This window comes from Dermatophilus sp. B7861-1 (genome assembly GCF_058996045.1).
Window position 1 is genome coordinate 2,610,224 of the sequence record NZ_CM180082.1, and the last position, 15,620, is coordinate 2,625,843.

Genomic DNA, 15,620 nt, shown 5'->3' on the forward strand with positions numbered 1-15,620 from the left:
AAGTAGAAAACCTACCCGTTTTCGAGAGAGGCACATTCGTAGAGTTACCAGCTATACGGCCGATACCTCAAAACCCAACAACGCGCCAAACGTGACCTAACCGAAACTGTCTTTGTTTCCACGCTCATACGTCTCAATAAAGAAACAGAAGCAGTACTCCAAAACCAAAAACAGGTAAGCCACATAATCGATGTTCCACCCATGAGCAACACCCCAGTTCGTACACTCGACGAACATAAAGGGTGCCTCTATTAAGAGGGGCTCCTTAGAAAGGAGGTGATCCAGCCGCACCTTCCGGTACGGCTACCTTGTTACGACTTAGTCCCAATCGCCAGTCCCACCTTCGACGGCTCCCCCCACAAGGGTTAGGCCACCGGCTTCGGGTGTTACCAACTTTCGTGACTTGACGGGCGGTGTGTACAAGGCCCGGGAACGTATTCACCGCAGCGTTGCTGATCTGCGATTACTAGCGACTCCGACTTCATGGGGTCGAGTTGCAGACCCCAATCCGAACTGAGACCGGCTTTAAGTGATTCGCTCCACCTCACGGTATCGCAGCACTCTGTACCGGCCATTGTAGCATGCGTGAAGCCCAAGACATAAGGGGCATGATGATTTGACGTCATCCCCACCTTCCTCCGAGTTGACCCCGGCAGTCTCACATGAGTCCCCACCATTACGTGCTGGCAACATGCAACGAGGGTTGCGCTCGTTGCGGGACTTAACCCAACATCTCACGACACGAGCTGACGACAACCATGCACCACCTGTACACCGACCAAAAAGGGGAGTACATCTCTGCACTTTTCCGGTGTATGTCAAGCCTTGGTAAGGTTCTTCGCGTTGCATCGAATTAATCCGCATGCTCCGCCGCTTGTGCGGGCCCCCGTCAATTCCTTTGAGTTTTAGCCTTGCGGCCGTACTCCCCAGGCGGGGCGCTTAATGCGTTAGCTACGGCGCAGAATCCGTGGAATGGACCCCACACCCAGCGCCCAACGTTTACGGCATGGACTACCAGGGTATCTAATCCTGTTCGCTACCCATGCTTTCGCTTCTCAGCGTCAGTAATGGCCCAGAGACCTGCCTTCGCCATCGGTGTTCCTCCTGATATCTGCGCATTTCACCGCTACACCAGGAATTCCAGTCTCCCCTACCACACTCTAGCCTGCCCGTACCCACTGCACGTCCAGGGTTAAGCCCTGGATTTTCACAGCAGACGCGACAAACCGCCTACAAGCTCTTTACGCCCAATAATTCCGGACAACGCTCGCACCCTACGTATTACCGCGGCTGCTGGCACGTAGTTAGCCGGTGCTTCTTCTGCAGGTACCGTCACTTTCGCTTCTCCCCTGCTGAAAGAGGTTTACAACCCGAAGGCCTTCATCCCTCACGCGGCGTCGCTGCATCAGGCTTTCGCCCATTGTGCAATATTCCCCACTGCTGCCTCCCGTAGGAGTCTGGGCCGTGTCTCAGTCCCAGTGTGGCCGTTCACCCTCTCAGGCCGGCTACCCGTCGTCGCCTTGGTGAGCCGTTACCTCACCAACAAGCTGATAGGCCGCGAGCACATCCCCCACCGAAAAAACTTTCCACCAAACCTCATGCGAGGAAAGGTCATATTCAGTATTAGACCCCGTTTCCGGGGCTTATCCCAAAGTGAGGGGCAGATTACTCACGTGTTACTCACCCGTTCGCCACTAATCCACCCAGCAAGCTGGGCTTCATCGTTCGACTTGCATGTGTTAAGCACGCCGCCAGCGTTCGTCCTGAGCCAGGATCAAACTCTCCAAAAAGAAATCACACCCACGTACACGTAACTAGAAAACTAGTTACCACGAACGCAGGAAAATCCTGGCCGAAACAACACTGACAATTAATGTCACTACATTCCTTATAGCGACTATTGTCCGAATTGACTTCAACCAACAAACAATTGGCATCGATTATTCATGGCACGCTGTTGAGTTCTCAAGCATCGGACGCACACGACTAAGAAACTCTAGTACAAGAATTTCCCCATCAGAGGCGATCGACTATCTTCGACCAGCGCTACTTAAGCGCTTGAGCCGAGAAGCAATCTTACCAGGCCACTCAGCTCGGTGCAACTTCCCGCTTTTCTCGAAGGTAACTTCGAAGCGAGACTAACCACAGCCGAGAAGCCGTTTCCGTTCCTCCCTGCCGGGCGAACGATCACTACTCTAGAGTGACCTAGCGGTGAACACCAAATCGCAAGATGCGACTTTTTTAACGACGCGGTGGCACAGAGCATGCCAGCACCCTGTGCGTCGTTCTATCCCAAGATGCACACGACCTGGAGCGATCTCGATAGCTAACTCGTGAATCCTGCCTACCTACAGCGATCACTACTGCATGGCCATCGATCACTTCCCACCAGCACCCCTACCCCAGCCACTCACGTTTCACCAGCTTCCACAGCTACCCACCCCAAAAAGGTCAGCAAGATGCCTGCATGAACAGAGACAGCAACGTCATCATCATCGGCGGGGGCATCGCGGGAGTGACCCTTGCAGAAGAACTGCGCAGACGTAAGAACTGCGCAGACGTAAATATTCAGGCCCCATCGTCATCATCGAAACCGGGAAACTTCTCTACGACCGGCCACCCTTGTCAAAGGAATATCTACTAGGCCACGTACCAGAAACGCAGCTAGCGCTGCGACCAAAAGAGTGGTTCGCTACAAACAAAATCCGTTTACTCACCCAAACTCACGTCACTGCGCTAGAAAAAATCACGTCAGGCTCGCAGACGGAACACACCTCGCTTGTGACATCACCGTCCTCGCCACTGGCGGGACAGCCCACCCCGCTTCACAGTCTCAACACACACTCACCTTTTTCCACTCTCTCCGCACACTCGAAGACGCCCGGCGGCTGCAACCATATCTCGGCAAAGACCGACACATATCCCATTATTGGCGCAGGTCTGATCGGTTCTGAGGCCGCTTCCCCAGCAAGCGCAACTGGAACTCAAGTCACGCTTGTAGACCCCACCCTCCCTCTCGAAAATCTTCTGGGAACCACCATTTCAACCTGGCTACATAAACAACACGCCCAAGCCGGTGCTCACCTCATCCACGGGCGCGTAACCCACATAACCACTTCAGACACCCACATCACCGCTGACATCCACGCAAACGACAACACCACTTATTCCATCACCACCGACATCGCAATCACCTGCATAGGGTTCACACCTGAAACAACACTCGCAGAAAAAGCAGGAATAGCCACCAATAACGGCATTATCGTCACCCCCAATCAACGCACTAGCTGCCCCAACATCTGGGCCATCGGCGGCTGCACCCGACTCTCCGCCCCCAACGGAACCTTGTTACATCCAAACGAACACTGGGAAAGCGCCATACACGACGCAATACAAGCAGCAGCTGACATCACAGGAATACCACCACCACAAGAACAAAGACCCTGGTCCGGGACAGACCGAGACGGCTACCACATAGAGATCACAGGCGATCTACACCCTCATAATCCATCCACCGCACACATCACACGAGACACATTCGGCGGACCACCCTTCACTGTCTTCGCCGCAACCAATGGGATTCTCACAGGCGCCATATCCGTCAACAACCCCGCACAAACCGGGCTGCACGTCGTCTAATCCACCGCCAGGCACACATCGCACCCGAAAGACTCATTGACACACACCACGACCTGCGCAAATATGCCCGCCCCTCGCCTAATAACTAGAGGACCCCAAGACCGATCAGAAATTTGTCGCCATATTGGTGAAGCGGCTGAAATGCCCCTGGAAAGCCACCGTAATCGTGGCAGTAGGACCATTACGATGCTTTGCCACAATGATGTCAGCCTCACCTTCACGCGGAGAGTCTGGCTCATACACGGACTCTCGATGCAACAGCATCACCATGTCAGCATCCTGCTCAATCGAGTTATGAACTGCTATCCCATCAGCAACAAAATTGTGGGCTCCCACTACCGTGGCATCAAAAACCTCTTCTTCCCCACACAGCTCAATGCCCGTGACTATTTCCCAAGCCACATCATTTACTGCCTCAAGATCCATATCGACCGCATCAAGCACTGATACAACTCGCCCAAGAGGTGCACTCACCCCCACCTTCGTCGAAACAACAGGATCTTCGCCTTTCAAGACCTCAGCTACCTCACCCCACAACGGCAACTGCCCTGGGCCAGGATCCCTCGCACCAGAAACATCACGCACAATCTCTAGCAACCGCCCAGCGTCATCAGCTGCCGGCCCCTCAATACCTACTTCCTGCAAAAAACGCCGCTGCGAATCCACACCCACCACGTCTAATACCCACCCAGACTCATCGCCAGAAATCACAGTCTCAATCCCGAAACGCAACAACAGCCGCGACACCGAATCCAACGACGAACGCTCATCTGCAAACGCAAAAATCTCACCCCCTGGATTCGTATCGGACAAAGTGACTCCACCCGAACAGGAAAAAAAGGATCGGCAGAATAGCGCAATCTGACGCTTAGGCAACGAAAAAACCGCAGCAGGCACCAAAGCATCCACATGACCAGAAACAACCACAGCTAGATCAACTACCTCAGCGTCCTGCCAAGAGGCATCCACCACTTCTGGCGCAGGAACATGCCGCGGTACCGCAATCCGCTCACCCGACACCAACTGCCCCAACGATGACCAACCTGAGTATGTCAAAAACGGGTGATTTTCCGTAGCACGAATCGTCTTACCGCTCGATGTCGTTAACCGATACACAGGCTTAATTCCCGTGGAAAAGACATGTGTCATCGGCCGTACCACATAACGACACTTGTCATCTAACGCCCATACCGGCACATCTTTCGCACCCGAAGCAAATAAATACCCCAGTGTGACTTCAGCACCAGTATCAGCACGAAGCACTCTCGTATCAGCAGTTAAACAACCTGATTCGCGCAGATCACTTACCTGAGGCTTCTTGTCCTGACGTTGCTCCGGGCCACGGTTCAACTGTGACAACGCAATAACAGGAACCTCAATTTCTTTCGCCAACAACTTCAATGCACGCGAAAACTCCGATACCTCCTGCTGACGCGATTCCACCCGCTTGCCAGAGCTCATCAACTGCAAATAGTCAATAATCACCAACTTGAGGTTGTGCCTCTGCTTCAACCGTCGGCACTTTGCACGAATTTCCATCAACGACATGTTGGGAGAGTCATCGATAAACAGAGGTGCCTCGGAGACCTCTCCCATCGTCCGAGTCAGCTTTACCCAATCCTCATCACGCATCGTGCCCTTACGCATGTGCTGAAGCTGAATCCCAGCCTCCGCAGACAAAAGTCGCATTGTGATCTCGTTGCGACTCATCTCCAACGAGAAAACCACAGCAGCCAATCCATTATGAATAGCCGCAGCCCGAGCAATATCCAAGGCCAATGTAGATTTACCCATCGCAGGCCGGGCAGCGATAACGATCATCTGTCCGGGATGCAGACCATTCGTCAATTCATCTAAATCAGTGAATCCCGTAGGAACGCCGACAAGCTCACCACTCCGCCCTGAATTGTTATCGATTTCATCCGCTGCAGCCTCAAGCAAATCACCAAGAACTACATAATCTTCGCCGCCACGCTTATCTGCTACGGCATATACCTCGGCTTGAGCAGCGTTGACGATCTCCTCGACATCCCCACCCTCTTGTCCATAACCAAGTTGAACGATCTTAGTTCCGGCATTCACAAGCCGACGAAGAACAGCACGCTCAGCGACAATCTCGGCATAGTACGAGGCATTAGCAGCGGTCGGTACAGACGAAATCAACTCATGTAGATATGACTGGCCACCAATACGCGCCAAGTCATTACGCTTCCCAAGTTCGTCCGCGACGGTAATAGCGTCTGCAGGTTCTCCTCGACCATACAGGTCAATGATCGCGTCATAAACAATCTCATGGCTGGGCCGATAGAAATCAGCCCCTTTGACCACCTCAATGCAGTCAGCAATAGCATCCTTGCTAAGCATCATGCTGCCAAGCACGCTCGACTCTGCATGCACGTCTTGAGGAGGCAAACGATCCGCATCACCTGTCGATGCGGTATCAAAAGCAGACTCGCCCACCTTGGACAACGACACAACCACCCTCCAAACCACGGCGGGGAACAACCGCCCCCGTCAACTTAGGCGCACAATCCACACCCGTTCAAGCACGCAACATCACAAACCACCCACAGTTGTGGAAAAGGCTGTGGATACCATGTGGAGTAACGGCAGCTTTCGGTGCACATAGTGTGGATGTCTGTGGGACAAACATCTGACTTAGACGAAGTAACAACGCATTCAAGTGCATAAATGTCCCCAAAAGCTTGTGGGAAACATAAATACAAGAATTTAAGACTGAACTTCGATGCTGGCGTGTCTTTCTCTATACCTGCCTTGAAGCCCCACAAGCATTGCATCTTATCCACAGGGCATCAACAGCCTCCTACCCCAGGACCCGTCCTTTACCTACAACGCTGACTGATCCACCCAGCTGCTCCGGGCCAAGCACACATAACCTGGGATCGTGCCACCTCTTTCCGACGCCGCACTCAAACGCGATATTTGGCGACTCTCTTTCCCAGCCTTTCTCACCCTCGTAGCCGAACCGCTCTTTCTTCTCGCAGATTCCGCGATCATCGGACATCTGGGAACTACTCCACTGGCAGGCTTAGCTGTTGCCACTACTGTCCTATCAACAGCCGTAGGAACTTTTGTTTTCTTGGCATATGCAACTACATCTGTCGTGGCGAGAAACATCGGAGCTGGGAAAATAAACCAAGCACTTCACAGCGGTGTCGACGGCATCTGGCTCGCACTGTTACTTGGTATAGCTACAGGTCTCTTTCTCAACATCTTCGCAGCACCCATCAGTGGCGCTTTTGGCGCTTCTCCCGCTGCCACAGATCAAAGCAGCATCTATCTGCAGATATCCGCCTGGGGCTTACCTAGCATGCTCGTCATACTGGCAGTAACAGGCCTACTTCGAGGTTTTAAAGACACCCAAACACCGCTAGTGGCTTCAACCGTCGCTTTCACCGCCAACATCATCCTCAATATCACTTTCGTCCACGGCCTAAAAATGGGCATCGCAGGCGCAGCTTGCGGAACCGTTATATCCCAGACTGGTATGGCAATCGGACTCGTCTATGCATCTTTCAAAACAACCAGCGGCGAAAAAATCTCATTAAAACCCCACCTTGGACGCGTATTGAAGGCTGCTCTCGCTGGAACACCCCTACTTGTTCGAACACTCGCACTGAGGGGAGTTCTTCTCGCAACCACCTGGAGTGCAGCACAACTCGGTGACACCACCTTAGCCGCTCACCAACTCATAACATCCATATGGACATTCCTAATGTTCGCCCTTGACTCCTTGGCCATCGCAGGACAAACACTTGTCAGCCAAGATCTCGGAGCTAGCGAAACGCGAAAAGCGCGTCACACCGTTAGTCTTCTCACTCGAGCAGCACTGCGCCTTGGACTCACCTTCAGCGTGCTTACTTTTATCGCCGCACCATTTGTCCCCACACTTTTCACACCCGACTACAACATTCATACAGCCGCACAAGCAGGATTACTAGTTATAGCCGCCCTGCAGCCAATCGCCGCATATGCCTACTTACTTGACGGAATACTTATCGGAGCAGGAGACACCCCATGGCTTGCTCGCACACAAATACTGCTTCTCATTAGTTACCTACCCCTGATCTTTCTGCTCATTGCTTTCCGAAATGGTCTACAGGCTGCAGGCCCACCTGTTTCACTCGCAGCACTGTGGGTTATCTACTCGATTTTTATGGCCGCTCGCGCGGCTACACTCCACGCACGAGCACACTCCGACACATGGATGATCACTGGAGCTTAAACCGCATAACGAGGGGCGTGTCCCTGCTGACAGAGACACGCCCCTCGCTGCAATAAATCAAGCTTTAACGTTCAGCTTCACAGTCGCCTTAACTTCCGGATGCAGCGACACTGTAGCTGTGTGCATGCCAACAGACTTAACAGGCGTAGCGAACTCAACCTTGCGCTTGTCAATCGAAATACCACGCTGTGCCTTAGCCGCCTCAGCAACATCAGCCTGCGTGATAGAACCGAAAAGACGACCAGACTTTGTCGATTGCGCAATCAGGTTCAGCGGAGTTGCCTCAAGCTGCCCCTTCACACTCTTTGCCTGGTCAAGATCTTTAATCGCACGGGCCTCACGGCCAGCGCGAAGCTGCTCAACTTCTTTAGCGCCACCCTTGGTCCACGGCGTAGCCAGACCACGAGGAAGCAGGTAGTTACGGCCATAGCCGTCCTTGACAGTGACAATGTCACCAGCAGCGCCGAGACCAGAAACCTCGTGCGTCAAAATGAGCTTCATAGCTATTCCTCCCTTACTCTCGCTCAGCGAGCCGAGCTCGTGTAGGGCAGAAGAGCCATTTCGCGAGCATTCTTCACTGCTTTCGCGATGAGGCGCTGTTCCTGCACGCTCACACCTGTGACGCGACGAGCACGGATCTTGCCGCGGTCCGAGATGAACTTACGAAGAAGCGCTGTGTCCTTGTAGTCGATGTTCTCGACCTTCGCCGCCTTAAGCGGATTTGCCTTGCGCTTCGGCTTACGCACTACGGGCTTAGCCATCGTGGTGCTCTCCCTTCTGGGTGAGCCCGGACATAGCAGTCCGGGATGGATACTACGAATAATTGAGTGTCGATCAGAACGGTGGCTCGTCGTAAGCCGGACCATTACTCCAGCCACCACGGTTGCCACCGGAAGGAGCCTGCTGACCCCCACCAGAACCCTGACCACCCGTCGCCCAAGGGTCGTTGTCTACAGGGCCACGGCTAGGCTGCGAAAATCCGCCACCACCATTGTGACCACCTTGAAAACCACCACCGTTATTAAAACCGCCACCGCCACCGCGGCTGGTCTTCGTGACCTTAGCCGTAGCATAACGAAGAGAGGGAGCGACCTCATCTACCTGCAGCTCTAGTGCAGTGCGACGTGCACCGGTTTCTTTGTCATCCCAAGAGCGAGACTGCAGGCGACCAGTAACAATCACCCGATGCCCCTTCTCCAAGGATTCGGCAACGTTCTCAGCAGCGTCGCGCCAAACCGAACAACGCATGAACAACGTTTCACCATCACGCCATTCATTGTTGTTGCGATCAAACGTGCGAGGAGTAGATGCAACGGTAAAACTGGCGACCGCGGCCCCGGACGGAGTGAAACGCAGCTCGGGGTCGGCCGTTAGGTTGCCGATGAGCGTGATTACTGTTTCGCCGGCCATGGGCGGGTTCCTTTCGAATCGATTCAGGCTGCGTCGCGACGCAGCAACTTGGTACGCAGAATCGACTCAGACAAGCCGAGCTGACGGTCAAGCTCCTGCGCAACAGCCGACTCCGACGTGAAGTCGATGACGACGTAGACACCCTCAGAGTGCTTCTTAATGTCGTAGGCAAGACGACGACGGCCCCACACATCGACGTTATCGACGGTGCCACCAGCCTTAATCACGTTGATGTAACGCTCTAGCGAAGCGGTGATCGAACGCTCGTCGATCTCGGGGTCCACGATGATCATGATTTCGTACTTACGCATGCTCGTTAACCCACCTCCTTTGGTCTTGTTCGGTCACGGTCGATCCGTGACAGGAGGGTTGAGTGCGTTGTTCACCTGTACCGACGCACCAACAAGCATCAGCACCGAGCCCCACCAGAAAAACTGAAGAGGCCGCCACCTCCGACTACCGACACGCGCAACCTATTCGAAGAGTAAGCAACCGGGCCCTAAGGGCAGGGAGACGAGTGAACATCACCAGAATACCTGGCTTAGACAGCCACGGACGAATCCGGCACCCCCATGTGAAAAACACACAACCCCACAAGGGAACTGACTACTCCTCATTTCCTCGTTGGCTCAAAAAGTAATCACGAGCCTGTCTGAACGCCCCGCTGCCACACCAGCAACATCATCTGGCTCCGTCACCAAAGCATCGTTCGCAGGAGCCTGGCGCACTGAACGACGCGTGATAGCCCGCGAAAAACATGACCAACCAACCAGAAGAAGAACTGCCACGCGAACCACTAAAAACAAGGCATACCACCCCTCAGGCAAAGCCCGCGATGGCTCAGTTTGCAATGGTAAGTGCATCCATACCATGACGAAATACACGCACTCAGACAAAGACCACGCCGCAAAGACCTTCCAGGGCAAACGCGCCAAAGCAACCAATGGCAACAACAGCAAAGCCCATTGAGGAGAAAGCGCCTTAGAAAACAACGCCACCACGACCATCATTACCGCAGCAACCTCAGCGATCATGGGACGCCGTGGCAGCGACAACATCATGAAAGCCCCTACCGTAAGCGCGCATACCCATCCTGTAATCGCCACCACCGACGCGACTACTGGCGACAAAGGCACATGAAGAAGAGTGAAGAGATACTGCAATGAACCAAACTCTGCCTCAGCACCAAGCCACCACTCATAGGGACCGAAAACCCTGAAACCACACACAGCGAAAACACCCAGACCAGCCGCTGCACCCACGACAGCCACAAAACTTAAGCGTCGAGCAGCAGCGTAAGCTCCCGCCCGCACAGCAGAGAACACCACCGCCGCCAACACAATCAAGGCATAACTACGCGAACAAATTGCAAGAGCAAACACTGCCCCCGAGAGGACAACTCTCTCACGACTCCAAAAAAACAAAGCAACCGAAACCAAAAACACCCCGACCAACTCCGGCCCAACAAGAACCACAGTGATCAGCAAAGGACTAAACGCAACCATCCATACCCGCCATGGGTCGCGCCGCGCTGTCAGCACAGTGACAACCACCAACCCCATCGCCAAGGTCGATGCCACAACAGACCAAGCCGCGACAAAATCCACCGATCTGCCACTAGAAACCGCAAAAAAGGACAGCAGCCACAACAGCACCCCCGTTCCCAAAGGTTCTGACAGCGACAGCTCACCTTCATAAGGAAAAGCCGCCGAAGACAAACCACTAGTCACAAACATCGTCGGCAAATCCGAATAGCACGCACGCCAAAAAACCGACGACCCAGCCCAGCCATGAGTAAAGCAATGCGCCTTCTGCAACACTCCCAGAGCCACCATCACCGCAGCCACAAAGCTCAACACCGCAGCTACTGGCTGCCATGCTGGGACTAAACGCCCAGACCATCGCCCCTTCTTCACTTCAACAACAGGCAATCTGGCATAGCGACCAAGTGGACCACCTAACACCGAGTTCTCATCACGAGAACCCTGCACCGATGACAACTGCTCAGGCGCCGAGGCGCTCGCATCACCCTGAGAGCTCATAGAAGAACCCTACTTGCTAACAAAGAAGCCCCCAGTAGTGCTTTGGCTCCGGTCGAGATATCTCGACCGGAGCCAAAGCACTACTCCTCCAAATGGGAGGCCCCACCGCTGATATAGCCTCCCGGCTCACGCGGTGACTGTTCGCCATCAGAATCACCCGGGTCCGGACGACTAGGTCTGTCTTTACCTCGACCGCGGTCAGAGCTGCTACCGCCACGTGTCGGTGCTGGAGAATGCGTTCCTGTAGGAACACCCGTCGGCTTGGGCTCTTTCCCGTTGCTGTCGTCCGTTGTCGGGCTTTCACCCGGCTTAGTCGTAGCAGTAGTCGCGGTCCCTGTCGGAGTGGCAGGCGGAGTGCTCTCCGACCAAGACGGCACCTGAGAGTCACCAATTCCTACACGTTCAGGGAAAGCAATGACATGTTTCCCTTCCATGAAACGGCGCATATAGCCCATCCAGATACTCACTGGATAAGTTCCACCCGTTAGCTCGGCCTTGCCGCCGATTCCATGCATCGGCTGCGGAATACCCTTCTCATCAGGCATATACAGAGCCACAGCTGTAGATGCCTGTGGAGTAAATCCACCGAACCAAACTGCCTTCGAATTATCCGTGGTTCCTGTTTTCCCAGCAGCCGGGAACCAAAGGCCAGATGCTTTCTTAGCCGTACCTTCGTCAGACAAAACCCGCCGCATAGCTTCGATCGTGTCTGCAGCCACAGCTTCACTAATCACCCGAGTCGGCGAAGGTGAAGCCACATACTCTTTCATGACTCCAACATTGTCGTTAACCGACTTTACAATGTACGGCTCCGCCTTCATGCCTTTCGCAGCAATAGTTGCATATGCGTTCGCCAGGTCAATAACACGGATGGAAGCTGTTCCAAAGACATTCGAACCTGAAGCAACCAAGTCTGGAGAATTCTCAGGGATCCCGAGCTTTACCATCATGTCTTTTGTCTTTTGTGGACCAACCTTAAAGTTCAATTCAGCAAACGCTGTATTCACAGAGTGAGCCAAGGCCTGCCGAACAGAAACATTTCCATAACTGACATTTGCATAGTTCCGAACATCCCACGGCTCCGCGCCCGTGATTTCCGAGCCAAAAGTATGCGGACTGTCTCCATGAAGCACTGTCCGCGTACTGATTTCCTGCTCCAAAGCCGCAGCGACAGCAAAAACCTTGAATGTAGATCCAGCCTGCAACTGCGCCTGATGCGCAGCAGAGTATGGGTTCTTCGAGAAGTTCGAACCGCCATACAAAGCTTGAATTGCACCGTCACCAGGCTTAATGCTCACCAGACCCGTGCGAATACGAGCCTCACCTGGCTTATTATTCTCCACCGATTGAATAGCATTGTCCTGAGCCTTCTTATCGATAGTGGTCACTACACGAAGGCCACCACGCTCCAGCTCTGCCTCTCCAATACCAGCCTTACTCACCAGCTCATCACGGGCCAACGCAACCAGGTACCCACCCGGGCCACCCAAAGAAACCTTGCGCTTAGGGGCAACTGTCTGAGGAACAGACACATTCCGCGCCTCCTCAGCCGATATCCACCCCTCTTCAAGCATTCCATCAACCACATACTTCATACGGCTCTTCAGGCGCCCAACAGTCTTCTCCCCATTTGAAGGATCAAAGTTTCCCGGAGACTGAATAATCGAAGCCAAGAAGATCGCTTCAGAAGTAGACAAATTCTTGACATCTTTGTTGAAGTACGCCTGCGATGCAGCCTGAACACCGTAAGAAAGTCGACCAAAATAAATAGTGTTTAGATAGTCAGTCAGGATCTGATCTTTGGACATCTCCTGCTCAAGCTTTAATGCAATAACCAGCTCCTTACCCTTACGAGCAAAAGTCTGATCGTGCGTCAAGAAATAATTTTTGACATACTGCTGGGTAATAGTAGATCCACCCTGGGTCGGCCCACCTGTAACCATCGCCACTACTGCGCGACCAAGGCCAATAAAAGAGACACCTGGGTTTTCATAAAAACTACGATCCTCAGCAGCCAAGACAGCTTTCTGCAGAAGCTTTGGCATCTGGTCCTGCGTAACCGAGACACGGTTTACGCTACTGGTACGACCAATCTCAGTCTTACCATCCGAATAGTAGAAAATCGACGTTTCCTGCTTAGCAACTTCGTTGGCATTAGGCACCTTAATAGCCACGAAGGCGAAAACCACTCCTGCAATTGCAAGAACAATCAGGCTCAGAACAAGAGCAGAAAACACCTTAAGGGCACGGAAACGACCCTTGCGGACCTTGCCGCCTCTACCGACGACGACGCGAGATCTCACGTCACTCCCCTCCGGACCCCCAGGTAGGGATCAACTACCTTAACCGCCCCAGTATGACCGGCGAATCATGACAACGCACGCCCACGTTTATTCTTCTTCCTCCCAAAGCAACTCAGCCAACAACACGTCACACAAGAAAACCCACATTCTCAAAGGAGCCCTCCAGCACATACTTGGCGGTAACTCCCTCTCACGGAAGACTCCATCACATGACATTCGTAATCTCTTCTGACCTCGTTGCCCACGTCCTTCACATCAACATCCATGAAGGCGACAAGGTAACTGCAGGACAAGAAATCGCACTCCTAGAATCCATGAAGATGGAGATCCCCGTCATCGCAGAACACAACGGAACTATCACCGCAGTCAAGGTCATAGCAGGAGACGTCATCCAAGAAGGCGACGTCATCGCCATCCTTGAGTAATAATCACCACACTTCACACAAATCAATCACGGTTCTCTGGCTGATCTGCCCACCACAAACGAAGCCGCTCAGACACAGCCTCGCGGCCAATCAGCCCTTCCTCCAGCCGAATCTCCAAAGCCTGCTTATACGCCCTGCCCAGCAACGGGCCCGGCTCAATTCCCAACAACTCAGCAATCTCATTACCATTCAGCTCCGGCCGAACAGCCTTCAATTCCTCCTCGGCCATCAACTTTTCAATACGAGACTCAAGAGCGTCATAAGCCTGCCGCAAACGCGCCGCCTTACGACGATTACGCGTAGTGCAATCAGCCCGAGTCAACCGATGCAACCTTTGCAACAGAGAGCCCGCATCCGTCACATAGCGCCGTACAGCAGAGTCGGTCCACTCACCGTCGGCATATCCATGGAACCGCAAATGCAACTCCACCAACCGAGCAACTGCCTTAATCGTCTCCTTATCGAACCTCAATGCACGCATACGTTTACGCGTCATTTTCGCCCCGACAATTTCATGATGGTGGAAGCTAACGCCCCCACCCTCCTCAAATTTCCTCGTTGGCGGCTTACCAATATCGTGAAAAATCGCTGCCAACCGCAAAACCAAATCCGGACGAGGAACCACAGACCCCTCCCCAGGTTCCTGCTCCAAATCCACCGCCTGCTGCAACACCATCAACGTGTGCTCATACACATCCTTATGACGCCGATGCTCATCCACCGTCGACCGCAAAACCGAAAACTCCGGAAGCATGCGGTCTGCCAAACCTGTCTCAACTAAAACCCGCAACCCCGCAACCGGATGCTCTGCCAATACCAACTTGCAGAACTCATCACGAATTCTCTCAGCAGAGACAATCTCCAAAGAATCAGCAGCCTCCACCATCGCCGAACGAACACCCTCATCCAGCTCAAAACCCAACTGCGCAACAAAACGAGCCCCACGCATCATCCGCAATGGATCATCCGCAAAAGACACCTCCGGTGCTGATGGCGTCCGTAAACGCTTTGCCAGTAAGTCATCCAACCCACCGTGCGGATCAACAAACTCCAGCCCAGGCAACCGCAAAGCCATCGCGTTCACCGTGAAATCACGACGAACCAAATCCTCCACCAAACTGTCACCAAAACACACCACCGGCTTACGCGACTCATGGTCATACGCATCAGCCCGATACGTCGTCACCTCAACCGTCACATCACCCAAACGCGCAGCAATAGTGCCGAATTCACGCCCCAAATCCCACGTACCATCACCCCACGCACGAAGAATTCTTTCCGAATCATCAGGACGCGCCGAAGTCGTCAAATCCAAATCAGGAGCATCACGCCCCAAAAAAGCATCCCGCACCGGCCCCCCAACCAGTGCTAACTCGAACCCCTCAGCCGCAAACCTCCCACCGAGGTCGAGAAGAACAGGCAAATGCGGCGTCAGCCGAGAAATGGCCTCGCGCAAAGCAGGATCAATATGGTGGACCGACACGGCACGCAAGGATAGCCGCAGCCACACCACCCCCGCCCCTCAGCACATCCTCAACAAAGCCAGACTCCAGCC

General features: G+C 53.6%; 11 protein-coding genes and 1 rRNA gene. 3 read left to right on the plus strand and 9 right to left on the minus strand.

Features of this window, described 5'->3' with window-relative positions:
* Positions 1-269: 269 nt before the first annotated feature.
* A 16S ribosomal RNA gene (locus AC2T9U_RS11510) occupies positions 270-1,790 on the minus strand.
* Positions 1,791-2,586: 796 nt separating this feature from the next.
* Here AC2T9U_RS11510 and AC2T9U_RS11515 point away from each other — a divergent pair.
* Positions 2,587-3,639 (plus strand): FAD-dependent oxidoreductase, encoded by a 1,053-nt coding sequence (locus tag AC2T9U_RS11515; RefSeq protein ID WP_493696961.1) that lies wholly within the window; start codon positions 2,587-2,589, stop codon positions 3,637-3,639.
* 105 nt (positions 3,640-3,744) lie between these two features.
* Here the strand turns inward: AC2T9U_RS11515 and dnaB are convergent, their stop codons facing one another.
* Positions 3,745-6,108 (minus strand): replicative DNA helicase, encoded by a 2,364-nt coding sequence (gene dnaB / locus AC2T9U_RS11520; protein WP_493696185.1) that lies wholly within the window; start codon positions 6,106-6,108, stop codon positions 3,745-3,747.
* Between the two features lie 436 nt (positions 6,109-6,544).
* Here dnaB and AC2T9U_RS11525 point away from each other — a divergent pair, with 436 nt between their 5' ends.
* A complete protein-coding gene (locus AC2T9U_RS11525) occupies positions 6,545-7,885 on the plus strand; it encodes an MATE family efflux transporter (RefSeq protein WP_493696186.1) in 1,341 nt (446 codons plus the stop codon).
* Positions 7,886-7,942: 57 nt separating this feature from the next.
* On the opposite strand, the gene rplI is transcribed toward AC2T9U_RS11525, so the two are convergent.
* The 6 genes from rplI to AC2T9U_RS11555 form a co-directional block, all read right to left on the minus strand.
* Entirely contained in the window at positions 7,943-8,386 is a 444-nt protein-coding gene (gene rplI, locus AC2T9U_RS11530; RefSeq protein ID WP_493696187.1) for a 50S ribosomal protein L9, read from the minus strand.
* 23 nt (positions 8,387-8,409) lie between these two features.
* Positions 8,410-8,646, minus strand: a complete 237-nt coding sequence (gene rpsR, locus AC2T9U_RS11535) for a 30S ribosomal protein S18 (RefSeq protein WP_028327196.1) — start codon at positions 8,644-8,646, stop codon at positions 8,410-8,412.
* Between the two features lie 73 nt (positions 8,647-8,719).
* Entirely contained in the window at positions 8,720-9,295 is a 576-nt protein-coding gene (locus AC2T9U_RS11540; protein ID WP_028327197.1) for a single-stranded DNA-binding protein, read from the minus strand.
* Between the two features lie 23 nt (positions 9,296-9,318).
* On the minus strand, positions 9,319-9,606 hold the full coding sequence (gene rpsF / locus AC2T9U_RS11545) for a 30S ribosomal protein S6 (protein ID WP_028327198.1): 288 nt from the start codon (positions 9,604-9,606) through the stop codon (positions 9,319-9,321).
* 318 nt (positions 9,607-9,924) lie between these two features.
* A complete protein-coding gene (locus AC2T9U_RS11550) occupies positions 9,925-11,337 on the minus strand; it encodes a hypothetical protein (RefSeq protein ID WP_493696188.1) in 1,413 nt (470 codons plus the stop codon).
* An 80-nt stretch (positions 11,338-11,417) separates the two neighbouring features.
* Positions 11,418-13,640, minus strand: coding sequence for a transglycosylase domain-containing protein (locus AC2T9U_RS11555; protein ID WP_493696189.1), 2,223 nt, complete (start codon positions 13,638-13,640; stop codon positions 11,418-11,420).
* Between the two features lie 209 nt (positions 13,641-13,849).
* On the opposite strand from AC2T9U_RS11555, the gene AC2T9U_RS11560 reads away from it, so the two are divergent.
* Entirely contained in the window at positions 13,850-14,065 is a 216-nt protein-coding gene (locus AC2T9U_RS11560) for a biotin/lipoyl-binding carrier protein (RefSeq protein ID WP_115032013.1), read from the plus strand.
* A 22-nt stretch (positions 14,066-14,087) separates the two neighbouring features.
* Here the strand turns inward: AC2T9U_RS11560 and AC2T9U_RS11565 are convergent, their stop codons facing one another.
* Entirely contained in the window at positions 14,088-15,548 is a 1,461-nt protein-coding gene (locus AC2T9U_RS11565; RefSeq protein WP_493696190.1) for a CCA tRNA nucleotidyltransferase, read from the minus strand.
* Positions 15,549-15,620: the final 72 nt, after the last annotated feature.